The organism is Streptomyces sp. NPDC058239, assembly GCF_042882185.1.
GTDB lineage: Bacteria > Actinomycetota > Actinomycetes > Streptomycetales > Streptomycetaceae > Streptomyces.
Window position 1 is genome coordinate 1 of record NZ_JBHVWS010000004.1, and the last position, 16,125, is coordinate 16,125.

A 16,125-nucleotide genomic window follows, 5' to 3' on the forward strand; every position below is an offset into this window, starting at 1 on the left:
AGACGCTCGGTTGGAAGACGCCCGCCGAGGCGTTCAACGAGCAGCTACAGTTGCTTCAACAAGCTGGTGTTGCAACGACCGGTTGAATCCGGCCAATACGTGTCGATTCACTACGGCGAGCGGCTGTTGGAGGCTGGCGCGGCAGCGTCCGTCGGCTCCGTCGCAGACAGCTACGACAACGCCATGGCCGAGGCCCTCAACGGCTCGTTCAAGGCTGAGCTGATCGAGCACCAAGGACCCTGGCAGGACGCTGACCAGGTCGAACGTGACGTCGTCCAATGGGTCGGCTGGTACAACACCGAGAGAATTCACTCCGCCCTCGACTACCTCCCACCCGAGGAATTCGAGGCCCAGCACTACCGATCCCAGGCGACCACGAACGCCGCCTGAAACCACACAAACCGGCCGCTACGAGACTCGGTACAGCTCAGTTGGGGGGCTCCCGGGGTCCCCTGGGCTGTGTCCCTGACAGGCATAGCTTGGGTGGCCCCGATCTTGCGTGTGAGCCTTGGGCGCTTGTTTGTGCCGAGTTTGCGGCCCGGCCCGCGCGGGGTCGATCTGGCGATAGCGTGATCCTCATGACGGCTGAAGACGAGGCGCTGGTCGGCGGGATGGTGAACGCGGGGGCGGTCTTCCGCCGGGGGGAGTTGGTGGAGCGACCGGCACCGCGCAACGCGCGCGCCCTGCATGCCTATCTCCTTGCGCTGAAGGAGCACGGCTTCGACGGGGCGCCGGGCCCTGTCGGTCTCACCGCGGATGGCCGTGAGCAGCTGACTTTCATCCCTGGCGACGTGGCTCTGCCGCCGTTCCCGGACTGGGCGATGACGAACTCTGCCCTCGAATCCGTGGGGAGTTTGCTGCGGCGTCTGCATGAGACCAGCGCGGTCGTCGCGGTCGACACCCGTGCCGAGTGGCCCCCGGACCTTGCCGACCCGGAGGGAGGAACGATGTTGTGCCACAACGATGTGTGCCCGGAAAACGTCGTCTTCCGCGACGGTCGTGCCGCGGCCGTGATCGATTTCGACTTGGCGGCCCCGGGCCGTGCCCTCTGGGACATCGCCATGACTGCCCGCTATTGGGTGCCCATGCTCGATCCCGGGTCTGCGGCCGCTTTCTATCCCCCCGGGCTGGATGCGGCCGCACGGCTGCGGATTCTTGCCGACAGCTACGGCCTCTCGGAGGGGGACCGCGCCAAGTTGCCCTGCGTCATCGAGCAGGCCACGGAGGTCTGCCGGGCCTTCGTCGCCCGCCGCGTGGCCGGCGGAGACCCTGCCTATCTCGAGGCGTTGGCCGAGCGTGGTGGATGGGAACGCTGGGACCGCATGCAGACCTGGCTGGTGGACCACCGCAAGACGTTCACGGCTGCCCTGCTGAACTGACCGGCCCGGACGTTCGTGGACAAACTCACCGGGCGTTCTTGGTGCCGCGTTCGTCCTCGGTGGCCCATGAGAAACGACCCCGTCGCACTCGTCGAGGAACGCTTCCAGTTGCCTCATGACCGACGCGAGGGCGTGGATCGTCTGGCGGTCGAGAGCGACTGCGGCGGAATCGGGGGCGGGGTGCATGAGGGGTCCTGTTCCAGGAGTTGAACCTCGAGGTCCGCGATGCGCTTGTCGGCGAAGCGGAGGTTGGAGCGGGCACCTTCGAGTCGTTCTTGGAGCCTGCGGTGCTCCAGTGTGAGCTGGTTGACCCGGTGTTTGAGGGTGGTGTTCTCGGTGGTGAGAGCCTGCACCGACTCGCCGGGGACCATCTGGTCGAAGTCGCGTAGTTCACCCATGAGTTCACCGATGCGCTGCCGCTGAGTGCGTACCTCCTTCTGGGCTCGGGCCAGCTCCGCCTCGGCGTTGAGTGCGCGCTCGCGCCAGGTGGCCTCAACGCGATCGTGTTCGTGCTGGTTCTTCAGGTCATGGCGGCTGCGGCTGTCGGCGACAGCGTTCTTCACGAGGGCGCGGGCGCCGGCGTTCTCGTAGAGGAACGTGGCGGAGACGCCCGCGCGCTGAGCGATCGCCTTGACAGTGAGACGCCCGCGCTCGCGGCGTAGATGGCGGATCGCAGTTTCGACCCAGGCGAGCTTCTCCTCGCTCTGGCGCTTGCGAGCGGCGATGGCAGCCTCGGGCACGGTGGGCCTCATGCTGCGGTCCCGTCCGTCTCGTGTTGGGCTAGTTCCTGAGCGCGGAAGGCGGTGGCCCAGACACGGCCGAAGTACTCCTGTGGCCGGCGGAGATCGAGTGCGAGGGCCTCATCGAGTAGACCGACGGCTTTGAGGGCCTTTTCCAGGCCGTCAATTGCGCGGGCCGTGGGTTCGAAGATGTCGTGCAAGTAGTCCGCGGTCGCGCTGTCGGATGCCCCCCAGGGCTCCGTCGTTCTCGCGGTTGGCCCGATGTAGTCGGTCTGGGTCTGATACCCCGACTCGGCCGTAATGTGGCGGTTCGGTAGGTGCACGTGCAGGCACGACTCCCAGTGATCATGGAGTGTCGAGTTCCCTGATCACCACAACGGAAGACCGTGCCTGCCGCGTCATCATCTCCTGTACCTGCCGGGCTGGGTCAACTCGCCGGTTCTCCTCCGGTCCGTCGGGGTGAACTGCCCGGCCTGCTGGATTGGTTGCGCTGTCTGCCCGACCCGCGCTGCTGCCGTGGCCAGCGCCACCCGCCGGCGTACGTTCTGGCCCTGGCCGCCTGCTCGGTCCTGGCCGGAGCGAAGTCCCTGACCGCGATCGCCGAGTGGGCCGCCGACGCCCCTGACCGGCTGCTTCTCCACTGCGGGGCCATGCTGCGCGATCCGGAACGGCCCTACCGGGCGCCCAGCGAGGCGACCGTGCGCCGTGTGCTGCAGCGTATCGACGGCGACGCGCTCGACGAGGCCATCGGCAGCCGGCTCACCGCCCGTGCGGACGACTCCCGCGCCGCCGGCCAGGACGAACACTCGCCGTCCCGCCCGGTGCGGGCGGCGGTCGGCGGTGGACGGCAAGTCCGTGCGCGGCGCTGTCCGCGCCGACGGCCGCCGTGTCCACCTGCTGTCCGCGCTGCGTGGCGACGGCGTCGTGCTCGCTCAGCGCGAGGTCGACGCCAAGAGCAACGAGATCACCGCGTTCCGGCCGCTGCTGGACCCGCTGGACCTGACCGGCGCGGTGGTCACTTTCGACGCGCTGCTGACCCAGACCGACCATGCGAGGTTCCTCGTCGAGGAGAAGGGCGCGCACTACATCGCCGTGCTCAAGGGCAACCACCCGACTCTCCACGTGCTGGTGAAGAACCTGCCGTGGAAGGAGGTGCCGCTGATGGACCGCACCCGCACCGCGGCTCACGGCCGTGACGAGATCCGCCGACTGAAGGCCGTCACCGTGCCCGGGCTGCCGTTCCCGCACGCCGACCAGGCCCTGCAGATCGTCCGCAGGCGGGGCACCGTGCGCACCGGCAAGGTCACACTCGAACGCGTCTACGCGATCACCAGCCTGACGGCCCACCAGGCGGCACCAGCCGACCTGGCAGAACGCGTTCGCGGGCACTGGGCGATCGAGAACCGTGAGCACCATGTCAGGGACGTGACGTTCGGCGAGGACGCCTCACGGGTCCGGACCGGCAATGCACCACGGGCGATGGCCTCCCTGCGCAACCTCGCCATCGGCGCGCTCCGACTGGCCGGACGGGACAACATCGCCGAGGGCCTGCGCCATCACGCGCGGGACATGACCCGGCCACTGGCGACCCTCGGACTCACGTGATCATTCCCGACCGATCGCGAGAACGACGGAGCCCTGGCCGACTGGCTGAACGCTGGGAAAATTCCGACGAGTAACGACATCGCCCGGATTCGAGCGGGAACCGCCGACGGAGGGAACCGGACTCGTCTGGAAGGCGACAAAGCCAAGCCCCGGGGGGCTCGATGGGGAGCGACGGCTGTGATGCGTGTGCTGTCATCGCGCTCGTTGCTTGGCGAATATGTACGGGCTGACGGAACGGTGGTGCGGCATCCCGACGGTTTTCCCATCATGCTAGGGGAGCCCGTCCTCACGGAGGTCGAGTGGCTGCAGCTGCAGCAGGTCATCGCCCTGGTGAGGAAGACGCAGGGACCAAGGAATCCGTCTCCGATTCGTGGCTTCGTATTCTGCGATGGTCCCGGTGCAGCGCAGTGGCCAGCCTTGTACTGGATGAAGGGAGGCGATGGCACTGCTCGTTCGCGAAGCAAGATGACCCGCATCAGATGCAACGGACGGCCGTCCAAAGGGTTGGGTCGATGTGAAGGCCATACTTGGCCAGCGGAGGAGCTGTATGCGCTGATTGAAGCGGCGTTCAAGTTCCAGGTCGGCCATCTCCCCGTTCAAGAACAGAAGACGGTTGCGGACGATTCGAAGGCGATACGGGTCGCGATCCTCGACGGTCGCATGACGCAGCTTGAGTCCGAGTTCAAGGCAGGTCGCCTGTCGGCCGTGAAGTACGCCGCCCACCTTGGCGAGGTAGCGACGGAACGTGAGGCCCTGACCACGGCGCCGGACACCAAGCCCGTGAAGCGCTGGGTGGATGTGCAGGCCCACCTCAGCGGCTGTCCAGGGATGGGCTGCCAATGTCCGGCGCTGACGTACGCCGCCTGGTGGGACGCTGCGGAGCCAGTTGAGCGGCGCGAGAAGCTGATCAGTTGGGGGGCCAAGGTCTATGTCGGCGTGAGCGGCGTGAGATTCGAGTACGGCGATGTCTTCCCGGCGCCTGTGCAAATGACCGAGCTTCGCTTCGACGGATCCCACGGCCGGCCCGCGCCCGACACCGTCTCGGTTGTCATCGCCTCGGATGGTCGTACGGCGGAGTTGAAGACTTACGCAGGGGAGGTCGCCACGTTCCCTCTCGACACGGGGACTCGGGCAGTAGCACTGGCTGCGTGAACTGTGGGTCAACGCTTGAGACCGTGGGGCCGGTCTGGAGCGGCGCCGAGGACCGGTCCGCGCTCCTCGCCTCCTGCTACCGCGAATCGCTTCGTGTGGCTGCGGAGCTGGGGGCACGCACCGTCGCCTTCCCCGCCATCTCGACCGGATCTACGGCTGGCCCATGGACGACGGGGCGCGTATCGCCGTCCGTACAGTTCTGGAGGAGGCCGCCCTGCCCGTCGAGGAGGTGCGGTTCGTGCTGTTCGACGCGCATGCGTATGCGGAGTTCGAAGAGGTCCTCGCCGCACAGGGCTGATGGGCGCGCCGCGTACGCGGGGCACTGACGCGAGGAGGCTGCGTGCGTCCGACGGGCCGGGGCGGGTCCGGCGAACGCACGCACCCATGCGCTGTCACCTGTGCGCGTAGGGCAGCAGGGCCATCTCGCGGGCATTTCTGATCGCCCGGGCGAGCTGCCGCTGCTGCTGTGCGGTGACCCGGGTCACGCGACGGCTGCGGATCTTGCCGCGGTCGGAGATGAACTTCCGCAGCAGATCGGTGTCCTTGTAGTCGATGTAGGTGATCTCGGCCGTGTCCAGCGGATTGGGGCGGGACTTCAGCGGCTTGTGGGGATCGTTGCGTCGTGCCATGTGACATTCCTTGGAGATGAGGGCTGCGCCGCCGCGTTCGGTGCGGGGTCAGGAAACCGGGTCGAGGAGCGAGTCGAAGGGGGCCGAGAGCTGTTTCCACGCCTCGGGTCCTGCGGCGTATTCGGTGTCGGTGAGCAGACAGGATTCGAGGAGTCCGGCCAGCCCGTCGCGGTCGAGGCCGGGGGAGGTGAAGACGAGGTGCTGGCAGCAGTCGCCGTGCTCGGGGTGCCAGTCGAGCGAGGCCGCCACCCTGCGCATGGGAGGCACCATGTCCCAGGCCGCGTCCGGCAGGGACGCCAGCCACGGCCCTGCGCTCTCCACACAGAGCGCACCACCGGCGGCGTCCCAGGCCAGAAGGGTGTCGGGGCGGTCGGCGAGCCAGAACCGGCCCCGGCTGCGCGCGGCAGCGCAGCACAGGTCTTCCAGCGCCTCGTAGAGCCGCTCGGGATGGAAGGGGCGGCGGCGGTGCCAGACGAGCGTGGCGACCCCGGCCTCGTCCGCCTCCTGCGGCAGCAGGGCGCAGGCGGGGTGCTGGGCCGCAGCCGCCGTCTCCACGTCGAAGCCCGCGAAGGCCAGCCGGCCGAGTTCGCCCGAGCCGGCGGGCACCTGACGTGCGGTCGGGTGGAGCTGGGTGAGCAGCGCGCGGTCCTCGTCGTCGGCCGTTTCGTTGTCGACGAGGGCGAGCACGGGCGCGTACTCCAGCTGTCGCGCCCAGGTGTCTCCCACGGTTCGCCGGTCGGTGGTGGCCGCCGCGAGACCCGCCTCGGCCAGGTCGTCGCCGTTGCCGAGGTACGGCAGCACGAGCGCGGGGTCGACGGCGGTCATCACATTGGTGAGTTCGAGTACGTGACCGCCGTGCGCGACGACGGCCTCGGCCATCGCCCGGGGCTCGACGGAGTCCCACAGCTCGACGATCGCCAGCCGGGTCGGACCGCTGCCGGCCAGCCGTTCCAGCTCGGGGACCAGATCCTCGCGCAGCGCGCAGCAGGCGCAGTCGTCGACGAGCGGGGCGTCGCCGTGGGACAGCTCACCCGATGCGTCCCGTACGAGGCGCCGCACGGTGCCCTTGGTGGCGGCGGACAGATCGTGGTGGAGTGCGACGCTGCCGGGGACGATGCGCAGCAGTCGGTCCACGACCTCCTTGCGGGCGTCGGAGTGCAGGCCGCCGACGATCACGACGGGCAACCGGGCCTGGTCCCGCATCACTTCGCCCCCCGTCGGCCGTAGCGGCGCTCGAACCGCTCGACGCGTCCGGCGGTGTCCAGAACGCGGGCAGCGCCCGTGTAGAAGGGATGGCTCGCGGAGGAGATCTCGACATCGACGACGGGGTAGGTGTTGCCGTCCTCCCACTCGACCGTCTTGTCGCCGGTCGCGGTGGAACGGGTGAGGAAGGCGGAGCCGGCGGCCTTGTCGCGGAAGACGACGGGACCGTAGGCGGGGTGGATTCCGGGCTTCATGACGGTGTCCTTCTGGGTGGGGTGGGGCGGTCAGCGCTGTTCGCGGAAGTCGACGTGCTTGCGGGCGACCGGGTCGTACTTGCGCAGAACCGTGCGCTCCGGGTCGTTCCGGCGGTTCTTACGGGTGACGTACGTGTAGCCGGTGCCTGCGGTGGAGCGGAGCCTGATGACCGGGCGTAGTTCGTTGCGAGCCATGGGCGCTACTATATGGCAATGATTTCCATTTCCAACAAGCGGTCCGCCGTGGGAAGCAGGTAGCGCCATGTCCGCCCACTGCCAACTGACCGGCGCCCGGCCGGGCTTCGGCAACAACATCTCCCACTCGCACCGGCGCACCTCGCGCCGCTTCGACCCCAACATTCAGCGCAAGAGGTACTGGCTGCCGAGCGAAGGCCGGAGCGTCCGGCTGACGCTCGGCGCCAAGGCGATCAAGGCCATCGACAACATCGGGATCGAGGCGGCCGTCGCCCGTATCCGTGCCAGGGGAGTGAAGGTCTGATGGCCAGGAAGAGCAAGATCGCGCAGAACGAGAAGCGCAAGGAGATCGTCGAGCGATATGCCGCCCGCCGCGCCGAGTTGAAGGAGGTCATCCGTCGGCCGTCCTCGACGGATGCCGAACGCCGCGCCGCCATGGACGAGCTCCGGCGCCAGCCGCGCGACGCCGGCGCGACCCGGGTGCGAAACCGGGACGGCGTGGACGGGCGGCCGCGGGGGTATCTGCGGAAGTTCGGGCTTTCTCGCGTCCGTATGCGCGAGCAGGCCCATGCCGGATTCCTCCCCGGAGTCACCAAGTCCTCCTGGTGACCCGGTCGTTCGTGACGGGTGGCGGTCGGTCGTGATCCCCGGCGGGAGGGGTGCGGCCGGCCGGCCACCCGGCCCGGAGGGGGCCGCGCTTCGGCCGTCGTCCTCGGCGCCGGTGACCATTGCGCGTCCGGCCGGGTCGCGGCGGCAGGAAGATCTCCTGCCCCGAGACCACCGGCCGGCCCTGTTTGCTGAGGACGAACCGGACCGGTTCCTCCGAACACTCCGCACCCGGCTGTCTGTCCTGCGCCGGCGACCGGAACTCCAGGGCCGGGTGTCCGGAGAGGACCAGCAGGGTGCTGTCCATGCTCGTTGATCGCCCTTTGGGTCATTCTGCTCAAGGTCGATCACGATCCCGTCTGTTTTGTTCGCGAGATGATGAATTCGAAGAGGTCCTGGCAGCGCAAGGTTGATGTCGGATTTTCGCCAGCCCGCAGGAGCCCGGTGACCGATCCTTGAACCATGCACACCGACACCGAGCGCTGCGTGCGGGCCGTCCGGTCCAAGGACGCCCGTTTCGACGGCTGGTTCTTCACGGCGGTCCTGACCACCCGGATCTACTGCCGCCCCAGCTGCCCCGTCGTGCCGCCCAAGGTCGAGAACATGACCTTCTACCCCAGCGCCGCCGCCTGCCAGCAGGCCGGATTCCGGGCCTGCAAGCGGTGCCGCCCCGACACCAGCCCCGGCTCCCCGGAGTGGAACGCCCGTGCCGACTCCGTCGCCCGTGCGATGCGACTCATCCGGGACGGCGTCGTCGACCGCGAAGGCGTCCCCGGTCTTGCGGCCCGGCTGGGCTACTCCGCCCGGCAGATCGAGCGCCAGCTGCTCGCCGAGCTGGGCGCCGGCCCGCTGGCCCTGGCGCGTGCGCAGCGCGCCCAGACCGCGCGTCTGCTCATCGAGACGACCGGGCTCCCCATGGCCGAGGTCGCGTTCGCCGCCGGGTTCTCCTCGATCCGTACCTTCAACGACACCGTCCGCGAGGTCTTCGCACTGGCCCCGGGCGAGCTGCGCAGCCGCGCCGCCCGGTCCGCGACACCGTCGCCCACTCCGGGCGTGATGGCGCTGCGACTGCCGTACCGGGCCCCGCTCAACCCCACCAACCTCTTCGGGCACCTGGCCGCGACCGCGGTCCCCGGCGTCGAGGAGTGGCGCGACGGCGCCTACCGCCGCACGCTCACCCTCCGCTACGGACACGGCATCGTCGCCCTCACCCCGCACCCCGACCACATCGCCTGCCGGCTCTCCCTCACCGATCCGCGCGATCTCACTCTCGCGATCAGCCGCTGCCGCTGGCTGCTCGACCTGGACGCCGACCCCGTGGCCGTCGACGACCAGCTGCGCGTCGATCCACTGCTCGGCCCCTTGGTCGACAAGGCGCCGGGCCGGCGGGTGCCGCGTACCGTCGACGGTGCGGAATTCGCCGTACGAGCGGTGCTCGGTCAGCAGGTCTCGACCGCGGCCGCCCGCACCCACGCGGCCCGCCTGGTCACCGCCCACGGCCTCCCCGTCGACGACCCGGAGGGTGGCCTCACCCATCTCTTCCCGACCCCCGAGGCCCTTGCCGCGCTCGACCCCGAACAGCTCGCCCTGCCGCGCAGTCGCCGCACCACCCTCACCACACTCGTCGGCGCACTCGCCGACGGCACACTGCAACTCGGCACCGACACCGACTGGGAGAAGGCGCGGGCCGAGCTGACCGCCCTGCCCGGCTTCGGCCCCTGGACCGTCGAAGTGATCGCGATGCGGGCGCTCGGCGACCCGGACGCCTTCCTCCCCACCGACCTCGGCATCCGGCGCGCGGCCGAGCAACTGGGCCTCCCGTCGACACCCGCAGCGCTCACCGCCCGCGCGGCGGCCTGGCGGCCCTGGCGGGCGTACGCGGTCCAGTATCTCTGGACCGTGGACGATCACCCCATCAACCACCTGCCCGCATGAGCAAGTTGGGAAGTTCATCCATGACCGCGACACATACGCGTGACGTGACCCGGCAGCACACGGTCGTCGACAGCCCGTACGGTCCGCTCACTCTCGTGGCCACTGACGGAGTCCTCGCAGGCCTCTATATGACGGACCAGCGGCACCGCCCGCCCGAGGAGACCTTCGGCGACCTCGACCCACGCCCCTTCGCGGAGACGATCCGCCAGCTCGACGCCTACTTCGCCGGTGAACTGCGCGAGTTCGACCTGCCGCTGCATCTGGACGGCACCCCGTTCCAGCGCAGCGTCTGGGCGCAGCTCCAGCTGATTCCGTACGGCGAGACCCGCTCGTACGGCGAATTGGCCGAGCTCCTCGGCAAACCGGGCGCCTCACGCGCGGTGGGCCTCGCCAACGGCAAGAATCCGGTGGGCATCATCGTCCCCTGCCACCGTGTCATCGGCGCCTCCGGCAGCCTCACCGGCTACGGCGGCGGGCTCGACCGCAAGCAGCGGCTGCTGGCCTTCGAGAACGGTACGCAGGACGACACCCCGGCACTCTTCTGACGCCGCCCGTGCGAGAAACGCGAGGACGGGCTCGGAAGACCTGGTCCGAGCCCGTCCGGAAGCCACACACGAAAAAGCCGAAGCAGCGCCGCAGCGGTGGAGGCGTCAGCCGGTGAAGATCTCCACGAGGGTCCAGATCGCCAGCCCCAGCATGCAGAGCCCGCCGATCCGTTGAACCGTCTTGAGGGGCACCCGCTTCGCGATGAAGCGCCCCGCGAGCAGCGCCAGCGCCGAGACGGACATCAGGGCGGCCGCGGACCCGATCGCGGTGGACCAGGTGCCGTTGCTCGCGGCCAGATTGGCCGTGGTGATCTGGGTGAGGTCGCCCCACTCGCTGATGAAGACCGCCATGAATGCGGTCGAGTAGACCGGCCAGAAGCCGGTGACCGTCTTGGTGCCGCCCTCCTCCTCGTCATCGCCGCCGCCGTTGCGCAGCAGCATGAACGCCCCGAACGCGAAGAGGGACGCCGAGACGAGCTTGACGATCCAGTCGGGCAGCAGCCCGATCAGGCTGCCCGCCCCGACGGCGATGGCGACGTGCACGATGAAGGCGGACGACGTACCGAACCAGACATACAGCGGTCGCATACGGGTGCCCATGGCAAGCGACGCGAACATCGTCTTGTCGGGGAGTTCCGCGAGGAAGATCAGCCCGAAGGCGGTGAGGATCGCCAGGGGGTCGAGGTGCATTCCGGGTGGCTTTCTGTAGGAGCCGGGCCCCGGGCCTTCGCGAAGCGCCACTCGGGCTTTTCGGAGGACCACTCGGCCCGGCATGACGTCAGCGCCCACGGGGCGCGGGCGCGTCATACCTGACCGAAGGTCTCGCCCGCCCGTAAGGAACTACGGGCCCGGCCACCGGGAACCCGGGGGCTCCAGTGTGTCGACGACCGGTTTGCGGGGCTACTCCCCTTCGCAGCCATCCACTCTACCTCACCGGCCGACGGGGGAGTGCAGGTGTTCGATCCGGCGAAGTGATCGGTAGAGTCCCACGTTGATCATCCGCGCCGACACCGGAGGCGTCCCCGTATGAGCCGCCGTACCCGCAAGGCCGACCCCGCCCAGGGCACGCCCCGCCCCACCGTCAGCGTCTGCCGCGGCTGCTGCTGCGGGACACCGAAGATCCCGGACGTCGACCACGCCGGTCAGCTCGCCGAGCTGCGCCGCTCACTCGGCGAGGCCGCCACGGTCCGCGCTGTCGAGTGCCTGGACGCCTGCGAGCAGGCCAACGTCATCGTCGTACAGCCTTCCGCCCAGGGGCGCAGGGCGGGCGGCCGCCCGGTCTGGCTCGGGCTGGTCAACGACCCGGACGCCGTGACGGACATCGCCGCCTGGGTCGAGGCGGGCGGCCCGGGGCTGGTGGACCCACCCGAGATCCTCGACCTGTACACGTTCCGCCCCTCGCGCCGTATACAGCAGGAACTCGATCACTAGGGCGTTTCTTTCGGATCGGGCCGTGTCCACCGCCCCGTCGGCCGCGCCGCTGCGCAATGTCCGGCAGTTGCTCCGGCGGGGTGTGAACGAGGGAGTACCGGGCGAGGGCACCGGCCAGGCTGCCGTCCGCCGGATCCGGGGCAGTCGTCGACCCCTCGTCGAACATGAGGTCAGGGTGTGCCCGGCGGGCCACAGCAACCATGCTTCGGTCCTGCGGGGGACCGTACAGCCCGCCTTCGCCCCCGGCTCGATCGTCGCCACTGCGGCAGGGTTGAGCGTTCCTCGGCCGTGGCGACCACTCAGCCCCTGGAGCCCGTACCCGTGTCCGGGCCTGCGGCCAGTGACTTCAGCAGAGCGGGAAGCGCCGTGCCGATGGGCTCGCGGATGGTCTCGTCGGCCAGTTCGTCGTACGGTGTGGGCTCCGCGTTCACCACGACAAGCCGCGCCCCGTTGTCCACCGCGATCCCGGCCAGCGAGGCGGCGGGCTGCACCTGCAGCGTCGTGCCGACTGCGATGAAGACCTCGCAGGCCTTGGCGATCGACATCGCCTCGCCCAGTACCACCGGATCGAGCCGCTCGCCGAACATGATCGTCGCCGATTTCAGGATGCCGCCGCAGACGGTGCACGGCGGGTCGGCCTCGCCCGCCTCCACCCGGGCCAGCGCCTCGGCCATCGGGGAGCGGGCATGGCAGCGGGTGCAGACCGTCTCGCGCGCGCTCCCGTGCAGTTCGAGTACCTTGCGGGCGGGCAGACCGGCGCGCTGATGCAGACCGTCGACGTTCTGAGTGATCACCCGCACCGCGGTGCCGGACCGCTCCAGCTCCGCCACCGCCCGGTGGGCCGCGTTCGGCTCCGCGCCCCAGGTCGCGCTGGTGCGGCGCATCTGCCAGGAGCGGCGGCGGATCTCCGGATCGGCCATGTAGAAGTCGTACGTGACAAGCTTCTCGGCCTCCGGATCCTTGCGCCAAAGCCCATTGGGCCCGCGGTAGTCGGGGATGCCGGAGTCCGTGGAGATACCGGCGCCGCTGAGGATCGCGACGAGAGTCATGGCACGAGCGTACGCAGCGCCGGCCGTCTCCCGCGAGGTCATTTCACCCGGTGCCATGGTCCCGTCCCATGGCCGTGGTCACTGCAGGTCTCGATGCGGAACCCGTGGTGGAAGCGATGGTGCTCGCGGGCGTCGGCAGCCCGCAGGACGCTCGAACTCGTCGTGCGCGACTGCATCGCGCGCGGCCACCGCAGCGAAGCGGACCGCCGCGCGCGAGGAGTCGCTGCGCGAGGTGGACGTCAAGCCGCAGGACCGACAGGGCTGAACGGTGACGGGGTCCGGCCCGTCCAGGTGTTCAGCACGGCGCGGGCTGTCTGCTTGGTGACGCCGCCGTCCTGGACCGTGCCGCTCCGAGCGACATAGAACCGCCCGTCGTCGAGCGAGACCAGCCCGTACTGCCCGTACTGCCCCGGCACCGGCCACCCGTACGTGCCGGTCGCCGCATCGTGCGCCCCGTCGCGCAGCAGGGGGAGCAGCAGACCGCGCTCCGGCCTCTGCTGACCGAGGACGGGGCCGCGTTCCGGCTTCCTCGCACCGTCCAGCGCGAAGACCGAGTAGTTGGGGAAGCCCGGCTTGGTGCCCTTGTAGACGGCCATCAGCCAGTTGCCGCTGTGGCCGTCGTACTCCAAGTTCTGCACGCCGTACGTGGTGTTTCCGGTGTACGCGAAGAACTTTCCGTCGACGCGTGCGGGGCCGCTGGTGTGCGGGGCGGACTCGGTCAGCGGGCGCTCGTACTTCTTCCACCGTGTGACGTCGTACTGGAGCAGCACCTGGTGGTCGTTGTCCGTGCGGCCCGTGTTGGCGTAGACGCCGTACGCGACCGTCAGCTTCCGCTCACCGCGGTTGCCGCGCCGGTCGCCGAACGCCGGGCCGAACGCGACGCCGTCGATGCCGCTGCAGCCGTAGCGGTGATCGGGCGTATCGGCCGTGTCGCCGTCGAAGACGCCATCGCCGTTCATATCGGCGGTGAAGTCCTTCACCACCTCCCTCAGATAGACGGTCGACACGACACCAGTGGACTGGGCGTCCATGTCCATCCGGGTGATGCGGTCGACGTCGAGGATCGCGATGTAGAAGGACTTCGCCTCCTTGTACTCCAGCGAGCCGTAGACCCTGCCGTCCTTCTCGTTGAAGTCCAGATCGCCGAGATGACCGGTGAATCCGGTGACCGAGCCGACCGGGTTGCCCTTGAGATCGGTCTTGACCAGCAGGTTGGTCATCGAGAAGTACATGAAGCCCTTGCGGCGGTCGATGGCCATGCCCTGGACATGACCCGACTGCCACGCGCCGCCGTCGACCGACAGCGGCACCTTGCGGTGTGCGGCCGGGGCCGACGCAGGCTCCGCGGTCGCGGTCGACGCCGTGGCGACAACTGCCGTACAGGCGAACGCTGCGACGATCGTGGCCAGCAGCCCGCCGAGGTGTCCCGTGTGCGTACGCATGATCCCTCCGCTGTCGTGGAGTTCGGATGATGCCGGTCGAGCGTGCACTGCGGACAAATGACACATGAACTCGGGTGTCCGGCAGCTGTCGACCGGACTATCAGCTGACGCCCTGTCAAGGCAACGGGACACAAAGGGAATACGGGCTATACGTGACGGGTGGTGGGTGCGGGGCGCGAGCGGGCGCGCACGTCAGCCGGCCACCGGGCGGCCGTCCTCCAGCTCCACTGCACCGCTGCTGGAATCGAGCACATCCAGTGCCGCCCTCAGACGCAGCGCGAGACCGCCGCGCAGATAGCGGTCGAGGTCGTCGCGCTCGACCAGTTCCCAGGACAGGAGTTCCTCCTCCTGCAGCCGGATCGCCTTCAACTCCGCCTCGTCCAGCACTCCGCCGTCATACAGATACGCGGCGATCGGTGGCCGCTTCGGGCCGCGTGCCCAGTCGATCGCGAGCAGCCGTCCCGGCTCCAGATCGAGACCGATCTCCTCGGCCGTCTCGCGTCGCGCGGCCTGCCGAGGGCTCTCGCCCTCGTCCGACTCGACCGTTCCGCCGGGCAGCGCCCAGCCGTCCCGGTAGTTCGGCTCGACGAGCAGCACCCGCCCGTGGACGTCCCGGAACACGGTGGCCGCGGCAGCGAGAACCTTGGGGAGTCCCGCGATGTAAGTGGCGTAATCAGTGGTGGTCACGCGGGCAGCGTAGTAGGAGCGGAGCCGGTGCGACGACGGCTCTGGGCAGCGGGTATCCGCTGCGGATAGGGTCGGGACGGCGCGACTGCCTGTTCGAAAGCAAGGGATTCAAGGTGGCGGACGGAGCAGTGATGGAGACCGCACGCGTGCTCGTGGCGGCGGACAAGTTCAAGGGCTCGCTCACGGCCGTACAGGTCGCTGAGCGGGTGACGGCCGGGCTGCGGCGCGTCGTCCCCGGGGTGCAGGTCGAGACCCTGCCTGTGGCGGACGGCGGCGACGGCACGGTGGCGGCGGCGGTGGCCGCCGGGTTCGAGCGCCGCGAGGTGCGGGTGACGGGGCCGCTCGGGGATCCGGTGACCGCGGCGTACGCGCTGCGCGACACCACGGCGGTGGTGGAGATGGCCGAGGCCTCGGGCCTCCAGCACCTTCCCGCAGGGGTGTTCGCCCCGCTCACGGCTACGACGTACGGCTCCGGCGAGCTGCTGGCCGCGGCGCTCGACGCGGGTGCCCGGACGATCGTGTTCGGCGTCGGCGGCAGCGCGACCACGGACGGTGGCGCGGGCATGCTGGCCGCCCTCGGAGCCCGCTTCCTGGACACGGACGGCAAGCCCGTCGGCCCCGGTGGCGGCGGCCTCGCAGACCTGGCCGAGGCGGACCTGTCCGGCCTCGACCCGCGAATGGCCGATGTGGACCTGGTCCTCGCCAGCGACGTGGACAACCCACTGACAGGCCCGAAGGGTGCACCGGAGATCTACGGCCGGCAGAAGGGCGCGACCGACGACGACATCGCGACGCTCGATGCCGCGCTCACCCACTACGCGTCGGTCCTGGGCCCGGACCACGCCCGGCTGCCCGGAGCAGGCGCCGCGGGCGGCATCGGCTACGGGGCGCTGGTCGCTCTCGGCGCCCGGTTCCGCCCCGGCATCGAGGTCATGCTCGACGTCCTCGGCTTCGCCCCCGCGCTGGCACGCGCCACGCTGGTGATCACCGGGGAGGGTTCGCTCGACGAGCAGACCCTCCATGGCAAGGCCCCGGCAGGCGTGGCCGCGGCAGCCCGTGCCGCGGGCGTCGAGGTCGTGGCGGTCTGCGGCCGCCTCGCCCTGCAGCCGGAAGCCCTGGCCGGCGCGGGCATCAGCCGCGCGTACGCCCTCGCGGACCTGGAACCGGACCCCGCGGTCTCCATGGCCCAGGCGGGACCACTACTGGAACGGGCGTCCGAGGCGATCGCGCGCGACTTCCTGCTGTAGTCCGCCCCGGTTCCGGGAAGGGCGGG

19 protein-coding genes and 3 pseudogenes are annotated in these 16,125 nt (G+C 69.7%); 13 read left to right on the plus strand and 9 right to left on the minus strand.

Features of this window, described 5'->3' with window-relative positions; all coding sequences use genetic code 11:
* Window positions 1-99: 99 nt before the first annotated feature.
* Window positions 100-390 carry an integrase core domain-containing protein gene (locus ACFVYE_RS07110; RefSeq protein ID WP_389604469.1) on the plus strand — a complete coding sequence of 97 codons (291 nt, stop codon included), beginning with the start codon at window positions 100-102 and terminating at the stop codon, window positions 388-390.
* A 188-nt stretch (window positions 391-578) separates the two neighbouring features.
* Window positions 579-1,379, plus strand: a complete 801-nt coding sequence (locus ACFVYE_RS07115) for a phosphotransferase (RefSeq protein WP_389604728.1) — start codon at window positions 579-581, stop codon at window positions 1,377-1,379.
* 113 nt (window positions 1,380-1,492) lie between these two features.
* On the opposite strand, the gene ACFVYE_RS07120 is transcribed toward ACFVYE_RS07115, so the two are convergent.
* Complete coding sequence (locus ACFVYE_RS07120; protein WP_389604471.1) at window positions 1,493-2,131, minus strand: DUF6262 family protein; 639 nt, start codon at window positions 2,129-2,131, stop codon at window positions 1,493-1,495.
* 374 nt (window positions 2,132-2,505) lie between these two features.
* Here ACFVYE_RS07120 and ACFVYE_RS07125 point away from each other — a divergent pair.
* From ACFVYE_RS07125 to ACFVYE_RS07140, 4 genes and pseudogenes are all read left to right on the plus strand, one after another.
* Window positions 2,506-2,811: pseudogene (locus tag ACFVYE_RS07125) on the plus strand (transposase family protein); the annotation flags it as partial.
* A 148-nt stretch (window positions 2,812-2,959) separates the two neighbouring features.
* Entirely contained in the window at window positions 2,960-3,724 is a 765-nt protein-coding gene (locus ACFVYE_RS07130) for an ISAs1 family transposase (protein WP_389604473.1), read from the plus strand.
* Between the two features lie 177 nt (window positions 3,725-3,901).
* Window positions 3,902-4,876, plus strand: a complete 975-nt coding sequence (locus ACFVYE_RS07135; RefSeq protein ID WP_383960339.1) for a hypothetical protein — start codon at window positions 3,902-3,904, stop codon at window positions 4,874-4,876.
* Window positions 4,795-5,174: pseudogene (locus tag ACFVYE_RS07140) on the plus strand (macro domain-containing protein); the annotation flags it as partial. The gene ACFVYE_RS07135 and the pseudogene ACFVYE_RS07140, both read left to right, overlap by 82 nt.
* Before the next feature lie 94 nt (window positions 5,175-5,268).
* Here ACFVYE_RS07140 and rpsR read toward each other — a convergent pair.
* Genes rpsR through rpmG form a run of 4 tightly spaced genes read right to left on the minus strand, consistent with a single transcriptional unit; the run spans window position 5,269 to window position 7,157 of the window.
* Window positions 5,269-5,505: a 30S ribosomal protein S18 gene (rpsR, locus tag ACFVYE_RS07145; protein WP_383960322.1), complete on the minus strand. Its 237-nt coding sequence runs from the start codon at window positions 5,503-5,505 to the stop codon at window positions 5,269-5,271.
* A 48-nt stretch (window positions 5,506-5,553) separates the two neighbouring features.
* A complete protein-coding gene (locus ACFVYE_RS07150) occupies window positions 5,554-6,708 on the minus strand; it encodes a CobW family GTP-binding protein (RefSeq protein ID WP_383960320.1) in 1,155 nt (384 codons plus the stop codon).
* Entirely contained in the window at window positions 6,708-6,962 is a 255-nt protein-coding gene (locus tag ACFVYE_RS07155; RefSeq protein WP_383960317.1) for a type B 50S ribosomal protein L31, read from the minus strand. Before ACFVYE_RS07155 ends, ACFVYE_RS07150 begins: the two co-directional genes overlap by 1 nt.
* A gap of 30 nt (window positions 6,963-6,992) precedes the next feature.
* Window positions 6,993-7,157: a 50S ribosomal protein L33 gene (gene rpmG, locus ACFVYE_RS07160; protein WP_383960314.1), complete on the minus strand. Its 165-nt coding sequence runs from the start codon at window positions 7,155-7,157 to the stop codon at window positions 6,993-6,995.
* 67 nt (window positions 7,158-7,224) lie between these two features.
* Here rpmG and rpmB point away from each other — a divergent pair, with 67 nt between their 5' ends.
* From rpmB to ACFVYE_RS07180, 4 genes are all read left to right on the plus strand, one after another.
* On the plus strand, window positions 7,225-7,461 hold the full coding sequence (gene rpmB / locus ACFVYE_RS07165) for a 50S ribosomal protein L28 (protein WP_383960312.1): 237 nt from the start codon (window positions 7,225-7,227) through the stop codon (window positions 7,459-7,461).
* Window positions 7,461-7,766 (plus strand): 30S ribosomal protein S14, encoded by a 306-nt coding sequence (gene rpsN, locus ACFVYE_RS07170; RefSeq protein WP_383960309.1) that lies wholly within the window; start codon window positions 7,461-7,463, stop codon window positions 7,764-7,766. The genes rpmB and rpsN overlap by 1 nt, the downstream gene beginning before the upstream one ends.
* Window positions 7,767-8,225: 459 nt before the next feature.
* Entirely contained in the window at window positions 8,226-9,698 is a 1,473-nt protein-coding gene (locus ACFVYE_RS07175; protein ID WP_383960306.1) for an AlkA N-terminal domain-containing protein, read from the plus strand.
* A gap of 20 nt (window positions 9,699-9,718) precedes the next feature.
* Entirely contained in the window at window positions 9,719-10,243 is a 525-nt protein-coding gene (locus tag ACFVYE_RS07180; protein WP_383960303.1) for a methylated-DNA--[protein]-cysteine S-methyltransferase, read from the plus strand.
* A 105-nt stretch (window positions 10,244-10,348) separates the two neighbouring features.
* On the opposite strand, the gene ACFVYE_RS07185 is transcribed toward ACFVYE_RS07180, so the two are convergent.
* A complete protein-coding gene (locus ACFVYE_RS07185) occupies window positions 10,349-10,933 on the minus strand; it encodes a TMEM165/GDT1 family protein (RefSeq protein ID WP_114247589.1) in 585 nt (194 codons plus the stop codon).
* A 336-nt stretch (window positions 10,934-11,269) separates the two neighbouring features.
* Here ACFVYE_RS07185 and ACFVYE_RS07190 point away from each other — a divergent pair, with 336 nt between their 5' ends.
* Window positions 11,270-11,674, plus strand: a complete 405-nt coding sequence (locus ACFVYE_RS07190) for a (2Fe-2S) ferredoxin domain-containing protein (RefSeq protein WP_383960300.1) — start codon at window positions 11,270-11,272, stop codon at window positions 11,672-11,674.
* Window positions 11,675-11,973: 299 nt separating this feature from the next.
* On the opposite strand, the gene ACFVYE_RS07195 is transcribed toward ACFVYE_RS07190, so the two are convergent.
* The gene (locus ACFVYE_RS07195; RefSeq protein ID WP_383960297.1) at window positions 11,974-12,723 is read right to left on the minus strand and encodes an NAD-dependent deacetylase; all 750 of its coding nucleotides are present in this window, start codon (window positions 12,721-12,723) and stop codon (window positions 11,974-11,976) included.
* A 68-nt stretch (window positions 12,724-12,791) separates the two neighbouring features.
* Between ACFVYE_RS07195 and ACFVYE_RS07200 the strand changes: the two are divergent.
* Window positions 12,792-12,988 (plus strand): annotated as a pseudogene (locus ACFVYE_RS07200) (DUF2191 domain-containing protein).
* Here ACFVYE_RS07200 and ACFVYE_RS07205 read toward each other — a convergent pair.
* Both ACFVYE_RS07205 and ACFVYE_RS07210 read right to left on the minus strand, forming a co-directional pair.
* Window positions 12,963-14,165, minus strand: coding sequence for a hypothetical protein (locus tag ACFVYE_RS07205; RefSeq protein WP_383960296.1), 1,203 nt, complete (start codon window positions 14,163-14,165; stop codon window positions 12,963-12,965). The pseudogene ACFVYE_RS07200 and the gene ACFVYE_RS07205 sit on opposite strands and share 26 nt — an antisense overlap.
* A gap of 192 nt (window positions 14,166-14,357) precedes the next feature.
* Window positions 14,358-14,852 carry an NUDIX domain-containing protein gene (locus ACFVYE_RS07210; protein ID WP_383960293.1) on the minus strand — a complete coding sequence of 165 codons (495 nt, stop codon included), beginning with the start codon at window positions 14,850-14,852 and terminating at the stop codon, window positions 14,358-14,360.
* Between the two features lie 131 nt (window positions 14,853-14,983).
* Here ACFVYE_RS07210 and ACFVYE_RS07215 point away from each other — a divergent pair, with 131 nt between their 5' ends.
* Entirely contained in the window at window positions 14,984-16,099 is a 1,116-nt protein-coding gene (locus ACFVYE_RS07215; RefSeq protein ID WP_383960290.1) for a glycerate kinase, read from the plus strand.
* The last annotated feature ends 26 nt before the right edge of the window (window positions 16,100-16,125 follow it).